Raw genomic sequence first — 17,981 nt, forward strand, 5'->3', positions numbered from 1 at the left:
ACATCGGACTCCCCTCCCGCCCGGGCGCCGATGGGGGCGGCGCCCGGGCGGGAGGGGAGTCCGATGTTGGTGCGCGTGCCGGTGACGACGTACCCCTTGACTCCGCCCGCGAGGGCGTTGCGGACGGCGCCGATGTCGTCGGCCGCGGAGAGGGCCAGGCCGTTCGGCCAGCCCGCGGCGCGGGTCTCGGAGAGCAGGGTCAGGCCGGAACCGTCGGGCAGGTGCACGTCGGCCACGCAGATGTCGCGCGGGCTGCCGACGCGGGGGCGGGCCTCCGCGATGGACGACGCCTCGATCACGTCGCGTACTCCGAGGGCCCACAGGTGACGGGTCACGGTGGAACGGACGCGCGGGTCGGCCACGACGACCATGGCCGTCGGCTTGTTCGGGCGGTAGGCGACCAGGCTTGCGGGCTGCTCGAGAAGAACGGACACCTAGGCCTCCTGGGGGAGTGGCGGGACGGGCCGGCTCGGGGAAGGAAGCCGGTGCGAACCGTGCGGATGGTCACTGGTTCCTTCGGCACGTCACCCGCCCGGCTTTAGGGAATGATCACGATTTAGTGAGTAACATTTCGGGCAATTCGGACGCACGATCGATCATCGGGTGATCAGAAGCCCGCAAACCGCGCCGTGTTCCCGCACGGATGCCGCGGCCTTTCGATCAGCCGTTCCCGCCGGGGCACCCGCGGCCCGCCCACGGCCGCACCCCGTCCGGGGGCGGCGCGTGCCGCCGTACGGAGCCACCGCTACGGGTGGTGCGGACCGCGCCTCTGTGGCAGGGAGACCACGCCCGGCCCGGCCTCGCCCGGCCCCAGCGGCGGCATCCCCGCGATCTGGCACAGCAGCTCGCACCACGCCGCCAGGTGGCCCGGGGTGTCCGGCACCCCGCCCACGCCCTCGCGCGGCGTCCAGGAGGCCCGGATCTCGATCTGCGTCGCCGGCCGCCGCTCGGCGAGCCCGCCGAAGTAGTGGGACCCGGCCATCGTCACGGTGCCGCTCGCCTCCGCGTACGACAGCCCGCGCGCCTCCAGCGCGCCGGTCAGCCAGGACCAGCACACGTCCGGCAGCAGCGGGTCGGCCGCCATCTCCGGCTCCAGCTCCGCCCGCACCAGCGTCACCAGCCGGAACGTGCCCCGCCAGGCCTCGTGCCCGGCCGGGTCGTGCAGCAGGATGAGCCGCCCGTCGGCGAGGTCCTCCTCGCCCTCGACGGCCGCCGCCTCCAGCGCGTACGCGTACGGTGCCAGCCGCTGCGGCGGTTTCACCGGGTCGATCTCGATCCCCGGCCGCAGGCGCGCCTTGTTCAACCCCTCGACCGCCCGCCGGAACGGGAGCGGGACGGAGCTCTCCTTCCCGCTGTCCATACCGTCGGCGCCATCTGAAAATCGTCCCTGAGCCGCAGCCATGCCCGGAAGACTAGGCGGAACGAGGGCCCGTACGCCGCAGGGACACCCGCGCCATGACGGCCACTTCTGCACACGTGCGAAGATTTGCGGCGTGAGCGCCAACGACCGCCCCACGGGCCAGCCGAGCCAGACGTACGATTCCGCCTTCCTGAAGGCGTGCCGCCGCGAGCCGGTGCCGCACACCCCGGTGTGGTTCATGCGGCAGGCCGGGCGCTCCCTCCCCGAGTACCGCAAGGTCCGCGAGGGCACCGCCATGCTGGAGTCCTGCATGCGGCCCGACCTGGTCACCGAGATCACCCTGCAGCCGGTGCGCCGCCACAAGGTGGACGCCGCGATCTTCTTCTCCGACATCGTCGTCCCGCTCAAGGCGATCGGCGTCGACCTCGACATCAAGCCCGGCATCGGGCCGGTCGTCGCCCAGCCGATCCGCCGCCGCGAGGACCTCGCACAGCTGCGCGACCTCACCCCGGGGGACGTGCCGTACGTCACCGAGGCGATCGGCATGCTGACGGGTGAACTCGGCGCCACCCCGTTGATCGGCTTCGCCGGTGCTCCTTTCACCCTCGCGAGCTACCTCGTCGAGGGCGGCCCCTCCCGCAACCACGAGCACACCAAGGCGCTCATGTACGGCGACCCGCAGCTGTGGGCCGACCTGCTGGACCGCCTCGCGGAGATCACCTCCGCCTTCCTGAAGGTCCAGATCGAGGCGGGCGCCTCCGCCGTCCAGCTCTTCGACTCCTGGGTCGGCGCGCTCGCCCCGGCGGACTACCGGCGCTCGGTCATGCCGGCTTCGGCGAAGGTCTTCGACTCCGTCGCCTCCTACGGCGTCCCGCGCATCCACTTCGGCGTGGGCACCGGCGAGCTGCTCGGCCTGATGGGCGAGGCCGGAGCCGACGTCGTCGGCGTGGACTGGCGCATCCCGCTGGACGAGGCGGCGCGGCGCGTCGGCCCCGGCAAGGCGCTCCAGGGCAACCTCGACCCTGCCGTCCTCTTCTCCACCCCCGAGGCCGTCCGCGCCAAGACGGACGAGGTCCTCGCGGCCGCCGCCGGGCTGGAGGGCCACGTCTTCAACCTCGGCCACGGCGTCCTGCCGACGACGGACCCGGACGCCCTGACCCGCCTCGTGGACCACGTCCACACCCGCACGGCGCGCTGACCCGCCGGGCCCCGGGGGGCCGCCGCCACGGCGGCGCCCCGGAGCCCGCGGCGGTCACACGCCGGCCGAGCGGACCGCGGCGACCGCCTTGCGGGCCGCCACCAGGACCGGGTCCCACACCGGGGAGAACGGCGGCGCGTACCCCAGGTCCAGGGCGACGACCTGCTCCACCGTCATGCCCGCCGTCAGCGCGACCGCCGCGACGTCCACCCGCTTCGCGGACCCGGCCCCGCCGACGATCTGCACCCCGAGCAGCCGCCCCGTCCGCCGCTCCGCCAGCATCTTGACCGTCATCCCCGCGGCCCCCGGGTAGTAGCCGGCCGTCGTCGTGGAGGCGACGGTCGCCGTCACGAACTGCAGCCCCGCCTCCCGGGCGTCCGCCTCCCGCAGCCCCGTCCGCGCGATCTCCAGGTCGCAGACCTTGCTGACCGCCGTGCCCACCACGCCCGGGAAGGTCGCGTAGCCGCCGCCGACGCCCGAGCCGATCACCTGCCCGTGCTTGTTGGCGTGCGTGCCGAGCGGGACGTGCCGGTGGCGGCCCGCGACCAGGTCCAGCACCTCCACGCAGTCGCCGCCCGCCCAGACGTTGCCGTACCCGCGGACCCGCATCGACAGGTCCGTCAGCAGCCCGCCCGACGTGCCGAGCGGCAGCCCCGCCGCGCGGGCCAGGCCCGTCCGCGGCTCCACGCCGATGCCGAGGACCACCACGTCCGCCGGGTACTCGTCCCCCGACGCGGTGCGCACCCCGCGGGCCCGCCCGGCGCCGTCGTCGAGGACCTCCGCCACCTCGGCGCCGGAGACCGTCCTGATGCCCATGCGGTTCATCGCCGTGTGCACCAGGCCGCCCATGTCCGGGTCGAGGGTGGACATCGGCTGCTCGCCGCGGTGCAGGACGGTGACCTCGAAGCCCCGGTGCAGCAGCGCCTCCGCCATCTCCACGCCGATGTAGCCGGCGCCGACCACGACGGCCCGGCGGCCGCCGGTGCGCTCCAGGGTGTCCATCAGGCGCTGCCCGTCGTCGAGGGTCTGCACCCCGTGGACGCCGTGGGCGCCGATGCCGGGCATGCGCGGCCGGACCGGGCGGGCGCCCGTCGCCAGGACGAGCTTGTCGAAACCGGTCCACGACTCGGCGCCCGAGTCGAGGTCGCGGCTGCGGACACGGCTCCCGGCGAGGTCCAGCTCCAGCACCTCCGTACGGGTGCGCAGGTCGATGCCGCGGGCGCGGTGCTCCTCGGGGGTGCGGGCGATCAGGTCGTCCCGGTCGGCGACGTCGCCGCCGATCCAGTACGGGATACCGCACGCCGAGTACGAGGTGAAGCGGCCCCGCTCGAAGGCCGTGATCTCCAGCTCCGCAGGGCCCTTCAGCCGCCGGGCCTGCGACGCGGCGGACATCCCCGCCGCGTCGCCGCCGACCACCACCAGCCGTTCCACCGCCATCGTCCGCACCGTCCTCCACTGTGACCACGTGGAGAACACGCTACGGGGGAACGCGTGTTCAGTCCGCGAGCCGGGGCGACTCCGTCGGGTCGCCCCCCTCCCGCGCCGCCGGAACGGCCGGGCCGGCCGGGGCCGCGGGCGCCTCCGCGGCCGCGGGGACCGCCGCGGCGGCCGCGCCGCCACCCCGACGGCGGCGGCGCAGGAACCGGAAGCCCAGCACGCCGACCGCGGCCGCCACCGCGAACGGCAGCACCAGCGCCACCGCGACCACGGCGTACGCCACGACGTTCGTGAACGCCTCCCAGCCGGTCCGCAGCGCACCCCACACCGACGGCCGGTCGTCGTCCTCCGCCGGCTCGGCCGCCGCCTGCGGTTCCGAGACCTCCACGGTGATCGTGCCGAGCGAGGTCCGGTCCTTCAGCGCGGTCTGCTGCGCCAGCAGCGACTCCAGGTCCGACTGGCGCTTGCCCAGCTCGCCCTCCAGCATGACCACGTCTCCGAGGGCGGTGGCCCGCTCCATCATCTCCCGCACCCGCGCGACGCTCGCCTGCTGCGAGCGGACGCGGCTGTCGACGTCCGCGACCTTCTCCGTCACGTCCTGCGCCTCCACCTTCCGGCTGAGGAGCTTCCCGCTGCCCTCCAGGGCGCCCAGTACGGCGTCGAACCGCTCGGAGGGCACCCGCAGGGTCATCGACGACGCCATCCGGCCGTCCTTGCCGCGCCGCGTCGACTCGTTGCCGACGAACCCGCCGGCGCCCTCCGCCGCCGTCCGGGCCGACGCCAGCACCTTCCCCGCCTCGTCCGACTCGATCGCCAGCGAGGCCGTCCTGATCACGTGCGGCCGGACCGCCGCCGGGGCCGGCGCGCCCGGCGCCTTCGCCGCGCCCTCCGCCGGCGGGGCGGCCGCCCCGGCGCCCGTACGGGCCTCCCCTCCGGGGGCCGGCGCCACCGCGGCCCTGTCCGCGGCCGCGGAGCCGGCCGACTCGCCGTCGGCGCCGCAGCCGGTGAGCGCCAGCGAGCCCGCCAGGGCCAGCCCGGCCAGCGCGGCCGCGCCGCGCCGCCCCGTACGTGTCGTGCGCGTGGTGGTGGTCGAACTGGAACGTGCTCGCACTGCGGTCCCCCCGGGGGTCGGATGCCGTCGTGCCGTTTCGACGCGCGCGCCCGCCCCCCGGGTTTCGCCCCGCCGGTCCCGGGACGGTCCCGATGCGGTCACGGTCCGGCCTCGGCGCGGCCCCGGAACCCGGTCTGAGAGCATGTGTCCATGCACGAAGCGGACACGCGTACGCACGACGGCACCCACGGCGACGGCGCGCCCGGCGCCCCCGGCACGGAACCCCGCCGGGTCCTCGTCATCGGCGGCGGCATCGCCGGCCTCGCCGCGGCACACCGGCTCCTCGCCGCCGGACTCCGCGTCACCCTGCTGGAGGCCGGGCAGCGCCTCGGCGGCAAGCTCCACGCCGGCGAACTCGCCGGCGCCCCCGTCGACCTCGGCGCCGAGTCCGTGCTGGCCCGCCGCCCCGAAGCCCTCGACCTCGCCCGCGCCGTCGGCCTCGGCCCGGCGCTCCAGCCGCCCGCCACCACCACCGCCCACCTGTGGACCCGCGGCACGCTGCGCCCGATGCCGACCGGCCACGTCATGGGCGTCCCCGGCGACACGGCGCCGCTGGCCGCCTCCGGGGTCCTCTCCGCGGAAGGCCTCGCCCGGATCGCGGCCGAAGCCGACCTGCCGCCCGCCGAGGTCGGCGAGGACGTCGCCGTCGGCGAGTACGTCGCCGCCCGCCTCGGCCGCGAGGTCGTCGACCGGCTCGTCGAACCCCTCCTCGGCGGCGTGTACGCCGGCGACGCCTACCGCATCTCCCTGCGCGCCGCCGTCCCGCAGCTGTACGAGGCCGCCCGCAGGCACGGCTCGCTCGGCGACGCCGTGCGCGACCTCCAGCGCCGGGCCGCGGCCCAGCCGGCGCAGGGCCCCGTCTTCTCCGGCATCGAGGGCGGCATCGGCCGCCTCCCGGCCGCCGTCGCCGACGCCTGCCGGGCCGCCGGCGCGGAGATCACCACCGGCGCCGAGGTCCGCGAACTCCGGCGTACCGCCGGCGGCTGGCGGGCCGTCACCTCCGCGGGCGCCGTCGACGCCGACGCCGTCGTCCTCGCCGTACCGGCCGGTCCCGCCGCCCGGCTCCTCCAGGACGCCGCCCCGGCCGCCGCGGCCGAGCTGCGCGCCGTGGAGTACGCGTCGATGGCCCTCGTCACGATGGCCTTCCGGCGCTCCGAGCTGCCCGCCGCGATCACCGCAGGAACGGCCAGCGGGTTCCTCGTACCGCCCGTCGACGGAAAGACGATCAAGGCGTCCACCTTCTCCAGCAGCAAGTGGGCCTGGGCCGGCACCGACCCCGACCTCTTCCTGCTGCGCACCTCCGTCGGCCGCCACGGCGACGACGCCGACCTGGCCCGCGAGGACTCCGAACTCGTCGGCGTCTCGCTGCGCGACCTCGGCGAGGCCGTCGGCCTCACCGCCAAGCCCGTCGCCTCCACCGTCACCCGCTGGGACGGCGGGCTGCCCCAGTACCCGGTCGGCCACCTCGACCGGGTCGCCCGGATCCGGGCCGCGGTCGGCGCACTGCCCGGCCTCGCCGTGTGCGGCGCCCTCTACGACGGAGTCGGCATCCCCGCCTGCATCGCCAGCGCAGGGAAGGCCGCCGACGCGGTCGCCGCCGCATTGGGCACCCCTGGCTCCGAGCACTGATCGGCACACGGGACAATGGACGCATGACTGCACCAGAGAAGATCCCCAACGCGGGGAAGAAGGCGAAGGACCTCAACGAGGTCATCCGCTACACCCTGTGGTCCGTCTTCAAGCTGAAGGACGTGCTCCCGGAGGACCGGACGGGCTACGCGGACGAGGTCCAGGAGCTCTTCGACCAGCTCGCCGCCAAGGACATCACCGTCCGCGGCACCTACGACCTCTCCGGCCTGCGCGCCGACGCCGACATCATGATCTGGTGGCACGCCGAGACGGCCGACGAGCTGCAGACCGCGTACAACCTGTTCCGGCGCACCAGGCTGGGCCGCGCGCTGGAGCCGGTGTGGTCGAACATGGCCCTGCACCGCCCGGCCGAGTTCAACAAGTCGCACATTCCGGCCTTCCTCGCCGACGAGGTCGCCCGCGACTACGTCAGCGTCTACCCCTTCGTGCGCAGCTACGACTGGTACCTGCTGCCCGACGAGGACCGCCGCCGGATGCTCGCCGACCACGGCAAGATGGCCCGCGGCTACCCGGACGTCCGCGCCAACACCGTCGCCTCCTTCTCGCTGGGCGACTACGAGTGGCTGCTGGCCTTCGAGGCCGACGAACTGCACCGCATCGTCGACCTGATGCGCCACCTGCGTGCCTCCGAGGCCCGCATGCACGTCCGGGAAGAGGTCCCCTTCTTCACCGGGCGCCGCAAGTCCGTCGCCGACCTGGTCGCCGGACTCGCCTGATACCTCCCCCGGGGGGAAACAGCCGGAGGAATGACCTCCTCCGGCAGCTGGGGAGGCCCTGCCCCCGAAACGACGCAGCCGGAGACCCCGCACCGGAAGTTCAGACTGCCTGCCGGGGCGCCCCGGGCCTGGTGCCCGGAGCGCTTCCGCCCGGTGGTCCAGCGACACCGGCGCGGGCTCCGGATGCGGCGGGGCCGGCCTCAGGAGGAGGAGCTGCTGGAGCAGCTCGACGAGGAACCACCCGAGCAGCTCGACGAGGAGGAGCTGCCCGAGCAGCTCGATCCGCCCGAACTCCCGCACCCGGAACCGCCCCAGCCGCCGTCGCCGGAGGACCCGCAGCCCGAGCCGCCGCCCGAGTCGGCGGAACCGGCGCACCACACGACGGGCACCGCCTCCGCGCCGGACGACCCGCACGCGTCGCTCCCGCCGCCCGCGCCGCCCGACCGGCCCGACCGGCCGGCCTGAGCCCGGTGCTGGGCCGCGGCCAGCCGCGCCTGCCGCGCCGCCGGGATCAGCAGCGGCGCGAGGTACGGGTCCCGCAGCGTGCGCAGCCCGAACAGGGCCGTCTGCGCCTGCGGGCTGCCGTCGCCCACGTACAGGGCGCGCATCGCCCGGAGCGCCCGCCGCCCCTGCGGGGTGACGCGCCGCGCCGCCCGCCTCGCGCAGACCGCCCCGACGACGGCGCCGGCCAGCAGCGCGAACGGCACCGACACCCCGGCCGCAAGCCCGCCGCCGCCCGACACCGCGAGGGTGAAGAGCGTCAGCGGCAGCGACAGCACGAACAGCACCCCGCACACGGCGGCCTGCACCACACCCCACAGCCGCACGCCGCGCCCCCGGCCCGGCGCGGCCAGCAGCCCCCGCGCCGCCAGCCCGTCCCCCACCTCCTGCACGGCCGGATCGCGCATGGCGGCGTACCGCACCTGGTACAGCCAGCCGGACGGGGCCTGCCCGCAGGCGCGCAGCACCGCCCGCTCGGCGGTGTCCGCGGCGGGGGCGCCGGGCCGCGCCTGGACGATGCCGGGGCCGCCGGCGGTCAGGCGGCCGTCCCCGAGGAGCGCGACGAGCGCGGTGTCGACGACCCCGCCGGGCCCGCCCGTGAGGAACGCCGCCTCGGACAGGTCCAGCAGCCTGGGCTCCCCGCCACCGGCGCGGGGCCGGGTGCGCCGCAGCGCCCACACCAGCAGCGCGCTGGAGACGGCGACGGGGAGCCAGACGAGGGCGGAGCCGTTCACGCCGCCCTCCCCGTGAGGGCGCGGGCCCAGCGCACGATCCGCCCCGGCGGCTTCGGCCCGGCGCGGTCCCGCCACCAGACGGTGAGCCGGCGCCGGGCGGCGGGGTCGGCGGGCAGGTCGCGGACCAGCAGGTGCTCGGCGAAGTCGAGCGCGTCCCGCCGGTAGCCGCCGGGCAGGGGCCGGCGGCGGGCGTACCCGAGGAACGCCTCCCGGAACGCCTTCCGCCCGCCGAGCAGCTCCGGCAGCTCGGGCGCGACCTTGGCGACGATGTCGGCCCGCTTCGCCGCCAGCGCCCGCGCCTGCACCCGGACCCGCTGCCGGTCGAACCCTTCGGGCACGGGCGTCCCGGCGACGAGCGCGGACAGCAGCGCGGCCTGCTCCAACCCCACCCGGGTCCGCGCGGCGGGGAGCCGGTCGGGGGCGGCGGCCGCGCCGGAGGCGGCCTGCGCGCCCGCGCCGCCGAGGACGGGCCCCGTGGCGGCGGGGGCGCCGGACGAACCGCCCGGCGCTGCGGCCCCGGGGACGGCGGACCCGCACGCGGCCGCCGCGCCGGCGGGTACGGCACCGGCCGCCGGCGAACCGCCGTCGACGGCGACCGCGGCGGCGACCGGCGCCGGAACCCCGCCGGCGGCAGGCACGGCGGCGCCAACGCCGGCCACGGCGACGGCCGGTACGGCAGGGGCACCGGCACCGGACCCCGCGGCGGCCTCCAGGGTGGAGCGGATGGCCGCGAACTCGGCTGCCAGCTCGTCCTCCGGGGGGAAGGCGTCGTCGCGCTCCAGCAGGACCCCGGCCGGCCGCATCCGGCCCGCCAGGTCCGCCAGGATGGCCAGCACGGCCGGCGGCACGGGGTGCGCGTGGGTGTCGTGCCACACGCCGTCCCGCTCGACACCGCCCGCGACGTGCACGTACGCCAGCGCCTCCGGCGGGATCGCCGCGAGCACGGCGGCCGGGTCCTCCCCGCGGTTGATGCGGTTCGTGTGGAGGTTCGCGACGTCGATGAGCAGCCGGACGCCCGTCCGCTCGACCAGCTCGGTCAGGAACTGCGCCTCCGTCAGCTCCTCGCCCGGCCAGCGCACGAGCGCGGCGATGTTCTCCAGCGCCAGCGGCACGGGCAGCGCCTCCTGCGCGATCCGCACGTTCTCGCACAGCACGTCGAGCGCGTCCCGGGTCCGCTGCACGGGCAGCAGGTGCCCGGCCTCCAGGGCCGGGGACGCGGTCCGTACGAAGGCGATGTGCTCGGTGACCAGCGGCGCCCCCAACGCCACCGCCCGCTCCGCGAGCGCGTCCAGCCGGCCCGCGTCGGGCCGCTCCGCACCGCCGAGGCCGAGCGACACCCCGTGCGGGACGACGCGCACGCCGCGGTCGAGCAGCCGCTGGAGCGACTCCGGCAGGTGGCCGGGGCAGATGTTCTCGGCGACGACCTCGACCCAGTCCAGGCCGGGCAGCCGCTCGACCGCATCCGCGATCTCCGGCCGCCACCCGATGCCCACTCCCAGCTGCGCCATGGTTTCCATGCCCCTCCCCCCGCTCGTCGGCCCGGCGGACCGGCCCGTGTGCCGGATTGATGGCCCCGCCCACACGACGCCAACCCAGCGGAGGTGACGTTCAGAGCAACATTTGAGGTTCCGCCCGGCCGGAGTCCCGCGTGTGCGGCGCGGGGCCTCCCGGCCTCCGCCCGGTCACCGGGCCCCCTGGCCGCGGGGGCGGCAGTCCGGCGTGCCGACCGGGTGGAGGCGCAGCGCGGGCCGGGCGCCGGAGGCGGACTCCGGGACGACCGTCTCGAAGTCGGGGCCGAGCGGGCGCAGGCAGCGCGCGCAGACCCCTCCCGCCGCGGTCACCGCCCGGCCGCCGGCCCGCAGGCCCAGACGTCCGCGTCGAGGAGGTAGCCGCCGTCGTGGCCCACGACGACGCCCCGGTAGACCCGGCCGAAGCCGAGCGGCTCGCCGCAGGCGACGCACGCGTAACCGCGGGCCTGCTCGATCGTGAGGTCGTGGAACGACTCCGGCAGCGGCGCCACGGCACACCCGCCCGGTCCGCCTTCCACGGCCTCGGTCCTCACGTCCACTGCCCCTCCGTCTGCTCGTTCGGTGCGGACACCACAACGATGGACCCGGGCAAGGGGCGCAAGGGATACAGCCTGTAGCCCTCCCAGAGGCTCAGACGGCGCCGATCCATTCGGCGAACGCGGACAGGGACTCGGCGTCCGCGCGCTTGATCCTTCGGATCGTCCGGATGTCCTCCCGAGCCCACGGGTGCCCGCGCACGTGCAGGGGCGCCAACCTTCGCGCTGCCCTGAGCGACTCGAATGCGGCGTCCGGTCGGCCCGCCCAGAGCTGAGCCCGTGCAAGCTCCACATGGAAGCCGGACCGGCGCTCCTCGGGAATCTCGTCCCCCGGCTGCCAGGCGCGCGCGAGGTCGAGAGCCCGGCCGATGTGGTCCCGCCCGAGGCTGACGGCCACGGCGACTTCGTGGATCCGCACACTCGCCGGCCCGAAGGCGGTGCCCAGATAGACCCCTTCGGGCAGCTCGCCGGCGAGCCGCTCGGCCGCGCGCAGATGGGAGTGGGCGGTTTCGGCGTCCTCCGCGCGCGCCGCGACCACTGCCGCCCGCATGTGGAGGGCGCCGCGGACCGCTGCGGTGCGCGCCGTGCCCGAGCCCGGACCGGCGTCCAGGGCTCGCTCCAACGCGGCCTGGCCCGCCCTGTGCGCACGGGCGGCGAGGAAGGTCTCGGCCCGCACATACTCCGACATCGCCACGATGTGGGGGTCACCGGTCTGGGCGGCGGCCCACCGCATCAGGTCGATCAGCCTGGCGGACAGGTCGTGTGCGCCGAACTTGTAGGCCACGGCGTCGGCCGCCCGGGCCGCGGCGACGAGAAGGCAGGCGGCCTCCGCACGGTCCGAGCCGTCCGCGGCGTGCAAGTGGGCGAGCGCATCGGCGAGCAGGCCGGGTGCCGCGCCGGCGATCCGCCCGTACTGGGCGGCGAGCCGCCATCCCGTCGCGGCGGCCACCGCTTCCGCGAGTTCGGCGCGCGAACCCGCGGGAGGGTCGAGAGGGACGTCGTACACGGCGATGGCGGCCGAGATGGCGGGCAGCGCGTCGTGCACCCGGTCGTGGGTGCCGGTGAGTCGGGGGTCGAGCCGCGAGGCGTCCACGCCGAGCGCGCAGGCGAGCGCTTCCAACAACGCCGGGCTCGGTGTCCGGGCACCCCGCTCGATGCTTTTCAGCATGGCGAGGGAGACGTGCGAGGCGCGGGCCAGATCGGCCTGCGTCATGCGCCGGGTCCGGCGACGCGCAGCGACGAGCTGCCCGATGTGGTCGGCCATGCAGGCACCGTACGCGCCCACGGGCCGGCTCGGACGGCTTACTCCCCAACGAGGGCGACGAGTTCGTACAGGGAGGCGACGGACCAGTCCGCGGCCGCCTGCACCGCGGGGTCGTCGGCCCACCACATGCCCCACGGCCCGCGGCGCAGGTGCGCGGTCAGCAGCCCGGCGCGGTGGGCGGGGAAGACGTCGTTCGCCGGGTGGTCGCCGACGTACAGCGTCTCGCCCGCCGGGGCTCCGGACACCTCCAGCACACGAGCGAAGAACGCGGGGTCCGGCTTGGCGACGCCCCACTCGCCGGAGGTGACCACGAGGTCGGCGGGCAAGTCGAGCGCGCGCAGCAGTCTCCCGGCGCGCGCGGTCTGGTTTCCCGCGACGACGACCCGGGCTCCGGCGGCCCGCAGCGCTGCCAGGGCGGGTCGGACGTCGTCGTACAGGTCGCTTGCGTCGAGCCGCTCCCCGCATCCGGCGGCCTCCCGGGCGGCGTACTCCGCAGCGATGTCCACGCCGGGCTTGAGAAGCCGGATCGCGTCAGCGTTGTCCCGTCCGGCGACGACGACCGCGCCCACGAGCGCGGACAGGGTGTGCCGGGGCACACGGAGCCAGTCGGCCCACGCGGCCCAGTAGCGGTCGTCCCGCGTGAGCGTCTCGCCCACGTCCAGTACCACGGTGCGAATCACCGGCCCAGCCTACGCAAGCCGCATGTGCGAAGGCGGCGAAGGTGGAGCGGGAGCACGGCGGTTCGGCCCGCGCCGAGGCCCCGTCAGAGGCGGGAGCGGAGGGACGGGTGGTCGGCGACCACCGTCGTGGAGCCGGGGGCGATCTCCGTGAAGCCCGCGTCGCGGACCACCGGGAGGCCGCCGGCCGTGAGGGCCGGCCACCGGTCGCGGGCGGCGGTGCGGACCTCCAGGCGGAAGCCGGACTCCTGCCAGGCGGTGCGCTCGGCGGTGGTCAGGTCCCACCAGGCGAGCTGCGCCGCGTGCCCGGCCTGGGCCATGGCCTTGCCGGCGGACATCTCCAGGTCCGGGTTGAGCCACAGGACCGGCACGTCCGCGGTGGCGGCCGGTACGGGGGCCGGGTCGTCGAGGTCGGTGCCCGACACCTGGAGCTTGGCGAGCTCCTTGGGCCAGCCGTCCAGCGGGACGGGCGGGAAGACCCGTACCTGCGCGGTGCCGCCGTCGACCGTGATGCCGGGCAGCGCGCACGCCTTGCGCCACTCCGCCCCGCGGGCCCGGCGGACCACCTTGCGGATCCGCGCGTCCTGCCAGTCGCGGACGGCCTCGGCCCATTCGCCGCCGTCGTGCGCCCGCTCGTCCGCCAGCAGGACGAGTACGGCGCGGGCGGCCGTCTCCAAGGCGTCCGTACGGGCGGGCGGTTCGGCCTTCTCGATCCGCACGACCAGCGGGAGGACGAACTGCGGCGCCTCGTCGCGGGGCAGGCGTCCCTGCCGGAACGGGCTGTCGGCGCCGACCGCGGGTACGTCTGCGGGAGGATGCGTGTGCTGGCTGCTCATCCCGCCAAGGATGCCAGGCTCCGTCCCGAGGAGGACGTCGCGGGGGTGCGGCACCGGCGACGATCGTGGACATGAAGAGCGAACTGTTCTCCTCCGATGTCCTCGTCCGCCCTGCCTCCGCCCCCGGCATGGCCCTCCAGAACGCCAAGTCGGTGCGGTACGCCGTCGACGGCGAGATGCTCGCCCGGCAGGGTTCGATGGTCGCCTTCCGCGGCGACCTGCGGTTCGAGCGCAAGGGCCAGGGCATCGGCGGGATGCTCAAGCGTGCCGTCACCGGTGAGGGGCTGCCGCTGATGTCCGTCCGCGGGCGGGGCGAGGCCTGGTTCGCGCACCGGGCCGGCAACTGCTTCATCGTCGAGTTCGAGCCGGGCGACGCCCTGACGGTCAACGGCCGCAACGTGCTGTGCTTCGATTCCTCGCTCTCGTACGAGATAAGGATGGTGAAGGGCGCCGGGATGACCGGCGGCGGCCTGTTCAACAGCCTCTTCACCGGGACGGGAAAGCTCGCCGTCGTGTGCGACGGCGCCCCGATCGTCATTCCCGTCACCGCCGCTTCCCCGGTGTACGTGGACACGGACGCGGTGGTCGGCTGGAGCGCGCGGCTGGAGACGGGCCTGCACCGCTCCCAGTCGGTCGGCTCGATGCTGCGCGGCGGCTCCGGCGAGGCCGTGCAGCTGGAGCTGCGGGGGGAGGGCTTCGTCATCGTCCGGCCCAGCGAGGCCGTCGAGGCGGCCGGTTCCGCGACCTGAGGCGCACCGGTGTGCCGGCGAGGGGGGCTCGGCGAGGCTCTCGGCGAAGCCGCCGGGGTCAGGTGAGGGCGTCGAGGAGCATGAAGGCGGCCACGGCCAGCAGGACGACGGCGAAGACGCGTCGCAGCAGGGTGCCGGTGACCTTGGCGGCCAGGCGCTTGCCGTCCCAGGCGGCGAGGATCGCGGCGCCGGCGAAGGGGCCGACGAGCGCCCAGTCGATGCCGGCGGTGGTGGCGCCCCGGGTGGCCAGGGAGGCGACGGAGTTCGCGGAGATGACCAGCAGGCTGGTGCCGACGGCGGCCTGCATCTCGAAGGCGAGCACACCGGCCAGGGCGGGGACGGCGAGGAAGCCTCCGCCGACGCCGAGCAGCCCGGTCAGTGCCCCGAGGCCGGCCCCGGCCCCGGCCGCCTTCGCCGGCCGCACCGTCGTGGTGCGGCCGCCGCCGCTGCGTCCGGGCCGCAGCATCCTCACCGCGGCGAGGGCCGCGACCGCGGCGAACGCGGAGGTCAGCAGCGTCTGCGGCAGGCGGGCCGCGGCGGCGCCGGCCGCGGCGGCGGGCAGGAGTCCGGCCGCGGCGAACAGGGCGCCGGCCTTCCAGCGGACGTTGCCGGTGCGGGCGTGGGCGTAGAGGGCGGTGAGCGAGGTGGCGGTGACGATGACCAGGGCGGCGGTGGTGGCGGCGGCCGGGGTGAAGCCGAGGAGGTAGATCAGCGCCGGGACGGCGAGGACGCTGCCGCCTCCGCCGAGCGCGCCGAGCGCGAGCCCGACCACCGCCCCGGCGGCCAGGGCCAGTATCAGCGTGCTCACGCTATGACACCGCTGCCGCCCCGGCCGGCGGTGACCGGCAGGCCGTCACGGGCCCAGGCGGTCATGCCGCCGGTGACGTCGGTGGCCTCGATGCCGCGGCCGGCCAGGAGCCTGGCGGCCTGCCGGGAGCGTTGGCCGGAGCGGCAGACCGCCACCACCGGCTTGCCCTGTGCGGATGCCGGGAGCGGTGCCCCGGCGGTCAGGCGGGACAGCGGCAGGTGCAGGGCGCCGGGCGCGTGCCCGGCGTTCCACTCCGGTGCTTCGCGGACGTCCAGCAGCACGGCCCGGCCGTCAGCGGTGCGCTGGTGGGCCTGGTTCGGGGTGAGGCGGCCGGGGCCGGTGCCGCGGCGGAGGAACGAGAACATCGTCTGATCACTTTCGTGCAGGTGTGGTGCGGGCGGGTCGGTCAGCCCGCGTGGCCGGGGCGGGTGAGGGTCAGTCCCGCCTCGGTGGCGGCGGCGAAGCCGTCGTCGACGGCGACCACGTCACGGCCCGCGGCATCCAGCAGGGACGCGGCGATCGCCGCGCGCATCCCGCCGGCGCAGTGCACCCACACCGTCCCCTCCGGCACCTCGCCGATGCGGCCGTGCAGCTCGTGGATCGGGATGTGGACGGAGCCGCCGACGAAGCCGCCCGCACGCTCGGAATGCCGCCGCACGTCGAGGACGACCACGTCGTCGCCGCGCTCGCGGACCTCGGCGAGGTCGGCGAAGCGGGCGCGGGGGAAGGAGGCGAGCCGCTCGCCGGAGCGCACCCAGTCGGCCGGGTCGCCGGTGGCGGCCGCGGCCGGGCGGTCGATGCCCACCCGGGCCAGCTCGCGCTGCGCGTCGGCGAGCTGCCGGGGGGTGTCGGCGAGCAGGGTGACGGGCTTGCCCCACGGGATCAGCCAGGCCAGGTACGTGGCGAGCTTGCCCTCGCCCTCGAAGTTGAACGACCCGGCCACGTGCCCCTCGGCGAACGCCATGCGGCTGCGCAGGTCCACCACCCATTCGCCCGCGGCCAGCCGGGAGGCGATCTCCTCGGCGTCCGCACGCCCGGGCGGGGTCAGGTCGAGCGGGGCGGGGCCGGCGGCGTTGGCGGGGCCCATGTGCGCGTAGTACGCGGGGATGTCGTCCAGCCCGGCGAGCATCCGTGCGACGAAGGAGTCCACGTCCAGGGTCAGCGCGTCGTTGGTCTCGCGCTCCTTGCCGATCGTGGTGGCGTCCCCCTCGGCCTGCGAGGAGGAGCAGAAGCTGCCGAACCCGTGCGTGGGCAGCACCGGCACCTCGTCTTCCAGCTCTTCGGCCAGCCGGTGCGCGGAGGCGTGCTGGGCGCGGGCCAGCTGCCCGGTCAGCCGCGGCTCGACCAGGTCCGGGCGGCCCACGCTGCCGATCAGCAGCGACCCGCCGGTGAACACGGCCACCGCGCGCCCGCCGTCGGCGAGGGCGTAGGAGGTGTGGTGCGGGGTGTGCCCGGGGGTGGCGATCGCCCGGAGGGTGAGGCCGTCGTCCACCGCCACGGTGTCGCCGTCGGCGACCGGGGTGCGGGCGAAGGACACCCGGGCCCCGGCCGGCACCAGGTACCGGGCGCCGGTGGCGCGGGCCAGCTCCAGGCCGCCGGTGACGTAGTCGTTGTGCAGGTGGGTCTCGGCGACATACGCGATGCGCACCCCGCGCCGGGCCGCTGCGGCGATGACCTGGTCGAAGTCGCGCGGCGGGTCGACGGCCACCGCGGCGCCGGGCCCGCCGGCCAGATAGCTGCGGTTGCCCAGGCCCTCGAATTCCAGGGTGTCGACGAAGAACACGACTGCGTCTCCTCTTGAACGGTGTACCCCGGGGGGTATCTGACACCCACCCTAACAGGGATACCCAGGGGGGTATTCCACAGGTGGGTCTACCCCGCTCCGGCGGCATCGCCTCACCCCTGCGGGTACCCGGCTGCCTGCGGAGGAATCAGTCGTCGTCCAGTCGTCGCCCAGCCGTCGTCCAAGCCCTCGCCCGGACACCGCGGTCACCCTGGGCTGCCGTGCCTGCCTGCCTGCCCTCGGCCCGTCGCCGACGCCGTAGGGTGACGGGCCGGACGCCCCGGGTGTCGGGATCGGCTCATGTCGGCTCACCGCCCCTCGGCGCGTGTCCGAGGGGCGCGTCCCTGTCAGGTGCCGAGGAGCTCGGAGACCTTCACGAAGCGGTAGCCGCGCTTGCGGAGCTCCGGCACGATCTTGCGGACGGCCTCCTCGGTGACGGGGGCGGCGCTGCGCGTGCAGTGCATGACCACCACCGAGCCGGGCTTGACGCCGGCGAGGACCTGCGCCGCCACCGCGTCCGGGTCCTTGGCGAAGGCGTCGCCGCTGACGACGTCCCACTGCACGGCCGTCACCCCGGAGCCGGCCAGGGCGCGGAGCGCCCGCTCGTCGTGGCAGCCGCCGGGGAAGCGGAAGTAGGGGACGGTGTTGACCGCGCCGGCCTTGCGGAAGGCGGCGAAGGCCCGGTCGACGTCGGCGCGGGCGGCCGCGGCGTCGAGCGCGGGGAGTCCGTAGCAGGGGGACGTGAAGGCGTGGTGGCTGTAGGAGTGGTTGGCGACCTCGAAGACGGGGTCGGTGCCGATGGCCTTGGCCTGGTCGGGGTACTCCTCGGCCCAGCGGCCGGTCATGAAGACGGTCGAGGGCACGCCCAGGGCCTTCAGGGTGCTGATGAGGCCGGGGTTGTCGAAGCGCTCCCCGGCCGCGGCGCGCGGCCCCTGGTCGGCCGTCATGTCGGCGTCGAAGGTCAGGGCGACGGTCTTCTCGGTCTGCTGGCGGGCCCGTTCGAAGACGGGGGTCAGGCCGTTCGGGCCCGCCAGCAGACCGAGAAGACCGTCGCCCTGACCTTCGACGCCGACATGACGGCCGACCAGGGGC

The 17,981-nt window shown here is 75.8% G+C and carries 19 protein-coding genes; 4 read left to right on the top strand and 15 right to left on the bottom strand.

Annotated elements, in window-relative coordinates; translation table 11 throughout:
• Together EF903_RS13730 and EF903_RS13735 are read right to left on the bottom strand one after the other, a co-directional pair.
• The coding region (locus EF903_RS13730) for a response regulator (protein ID WP_148142519.1) at nucleotides 1-434 on the bottom strand (434 nt) is incomplete at its 3' end.
• Nucleotides 435-745: 311 nt separating this feature from the next.
• Nucleotides 746-1,402, bottom strand: coding sequence for a DUF3000 domain-containing protein (locus EF903_RS13735; RefSeq protein ID WP_125543502.1), 657 nt, complete (start codon nucleotides 1,400-1,402; stop codon nucleotides 746-748).
• 91 nt (nucleotides 1,403-1,493) lie between these two features.
• Here EF903_RS13735 and hemE point away from each other — a divergent pair, with 91 nt between their 5' ends.
• Nucleotides 1,494-2,558: a uroporphyrinogen decarboxylase gene (gene hemE, locus EF903_RS13740; protein WP_125543503.1), complete on the top strand. Its 1,065-nt coding sequence runs from the start codon at nucleotides 1,494-1,496 to the stop codon at nucleotides 2,556-2,558.
• Between the two features lie 54 nt (nucleotides 2,559-2,612).
• Here the strand turns inward: hemE and EF903_RS13745 are convergent, their stop codons facing one another.
• Both EF903_RS13745 and EF903_RS13750 read right to left on the bottom strand, forming a co-directional pair.
• Nucleotides 2,613-3,995, bottom strand: coding sequence for an FAD-dependent oxidoreductase (locus tag EF903_RS13745; RefSeq protein WP_125543504.1), 1,383 nt, complete (start codon nucleotides 3,993-3,995; stop codon nucleotides 2,613-2,615).
• Nucleotides 3,996-4,053: 58 nt separating this feature from the next.
• Nucleotides 4,054-5,106, bottom strand: coding sequence for a DUF4349 domain-containing protein (locus EF903_RS13750; RefSeq protein ID WP_260615219.1), 1,053 nt, complete (start codon nucleotides 5,104-5,106; stop codon nucleotides 4,054-4,056).
• Between the two features lie 150 nt (nucleotides 5,107-5,256).
• On the opposite strand from EF903_RS13750, the gene hemG reads away from it, so the two are divergent.
• On the top strand, nucleotides 5,257-6,735 hold the full coding sequence (hemG, locus tag EF903_RS13755) for a protoporphyrinogen oxidase (RefSeq protein ID WP_125543506.1): 1,479 nt from the start codon (nucleotides 5,257-5,259) through the stop codon (nucleotides 6,733-6,735).
• Between the two features lie 23 nt (nucleotides 6,736-6,758).
• Entirely contained in the window at nucleotides 6,759-7,472 is a 714-nt protein-coding gene (gene hemQ, locus EF903_RS13760; protein WP_114054760.1) for a hydrogen peroxide-dependent heme synthase, read from the top strand.
• A gap of 200 nt (nucleotides 7,473-7,672) precedes the next feature.
• On the opposite strand, the gene EF903_RS13765 is transcribed toward hemQ, so the two are convergent.
• From EF903_RS13765 to EF903_RS13790, 7 genes are all read right to left on the bottom strand, one after another.
• Complete coding sequence (locus EF903_RS13765) at nucleotides 7,673-8,707, bottom strand: TIGR04222 domain-containing membrane protein (protein WP_185902649.1); 1,035 nt, start codon at nucleotides 8,705-8,707, stop codon at nucleotides 7,673-7,675.
• Complete coding sequence (locus tag EF903_RS13770; RefSeq protein ID WP_125543508.1) at nucleotides 8,704-10,224, bottom strand: DUF692 domain-containing protein; 1,521 nt, start codon at nucleotides 10,222-10,224, stop codon at nucleotides 8,704-8,706. The genes EF903_RS13765 and EF903_RS13770 overlap by 4 nt, the downstream gene beginning before the upstream one ends.
• Before the next feature lie 165 nt (nucleotides 10,225-10,389).
• Nucleotides 10,390-10,548, bottom strand: a complete 159-nt coding sequence (locus tag EF903_RS34030) for a hypothetical protein (RefSeq protein WP_185902650.1) — start codon at nucleotides 10,546-10,548, stop codon at nucleotides 10,390-10,392.
• Entirely contained in the window at nucleotides 10,545-10,775 is a 231-nt protein-coding gene (locus tag EF903_RS13775) for a hypothetical protein (RefSeq protein WP_125543509.1), read from the bottom strand. The genes EF903_RS34030 and EF903_RS13775 overlap by 4 nt, the downstream gene beginning before the upstream one ends.
• A 91-nt stretch (nucleotides 10,776-10,866) precedes the next feature.
• Nucleotides 10,867-12,036 (bottom strand): helix-turn-helix transcriptional regulator, encoded by a 1,170-nt coding sequence (locus EF903_RS13780; protein WP_125543510.1) that lies wholly within the window; start codon nucleotides 12,034-12,036, stop codon nucleotides 10,867-10,869.
• 38 nt (nucleotides 12,037-12,074) lie between these two features.
• A complete protein-coding gene (locus EF903_RS13785; protein ID WP_185902651.1) occupies nucleotides 12,075-12,716 on the bottom strand; it encodes an HAD family hydrolase in 642 nt (213 codons plus the stop codon).
• A gap of 83 nt (nucleotides 12,717-12,799) precedes the next feature.
• On the bottom strand, nucleotides 12,800-13,549 hold the full coding sequence (locus EF903_RS13790; RefSeq protein WP_125543511.1) for an aminoacyl-tRNA hydrolase: 750 nt from the start codon (nucleotides 13,547-13,549) through the stop codon (nucleotides 12,800-12,802).
• A gap of 71 nt (nucleotides 13,550-13,620) precedes the next feature.
• Between EF903_RS13790 and EF903_RS13795 the strand changes: the two genes are divergently transcribed.
• Complete coding sequence (locus EF903_RS13795; protein ID WP_125543512.1) at nucleotides 13,621-14,298, top strand: AIM24 family protein; 678 nt, start codon at nucleotides 13,621-13,623, stop codon at nucleotides 14,296-14,298.
• A gap of 58 nt (nucleotides 14,299-14,356) precedes the next feature.
• Here the strand turns inward: EF903_RS13795 and EF903_RS13800 are convergent, their stop codons facing one another.
• From EF903_RS13800 to EF903_RS13815, 4 genes are all read right to left on the bottom strand, one after another.
• Nucleotides 14,357-15,106 (bottom strand): sulfite exporter TauE/SafE family protein, encoded by a 750-nt coding sequence (locus EF903_RS13800; RefSeq protein WP_125543513.1) that lies wholly within the window; start codon nucleotides 15,104-15,106, stop codon nucleotides 14,357-14,359.
• Nucleotides 15,103-15,471, bottom strand: coding sequence for a rhodanese-like domain-containing protein (locus EF903_RS13805; protein ID WP_125543514.1), 369 nt, complete (start codon nucleotides 15,469-15,471; stop codon nucleotides 15,103-15,105). The genes EF903_RS13800 and EF903_RS13805 overlap by 4 nt, the downstream gene beginning before the upstream one ends.
• 41 nt (nucleotides 15,472-15,512) lie before the next feature.
• The gene (locus tag EF903_RS13810; RefSeq protein ID WP_125543515.1) at nucleotides 15,513-16,889 is read right to left on the bottom strand and encodes a rhodanese-like domain-containing protein; all 1,377 of its coding nucleotides are present in this window, start codon (nucleotides 16,887-16,889) and stop codon (nucleotides 15,513-15,515) included.
• A 347-nt stretch (nucleotides 16,890-17,236) separates the two neighbouring features.
• Nucleotides 17,237-17,977 (bottom strand): polysaccharide deacetylase family protein, encoded by a 741-nt coding sequence (locus EF903_RS13815; protein ID WP_312845922.1) that lies wholly within the window; start codon nucleotides 17,975-17,977, stop codon nucleotides 17,237-17,239.
• Nucleotides 17,978-17,981 lie beyond the last annotated feature (4 nt).

It is taken from the genome of Streptomyces sp. WAC05292, from assembly GCF_003949955.1.
GTDB classification, from domain to species: domain Bacteria; phylum Actinomycetota; class Actinomycetes; order Streptomycetales; family Streptomycetaceae; genus Streptomyces; species Streptomyces globosus.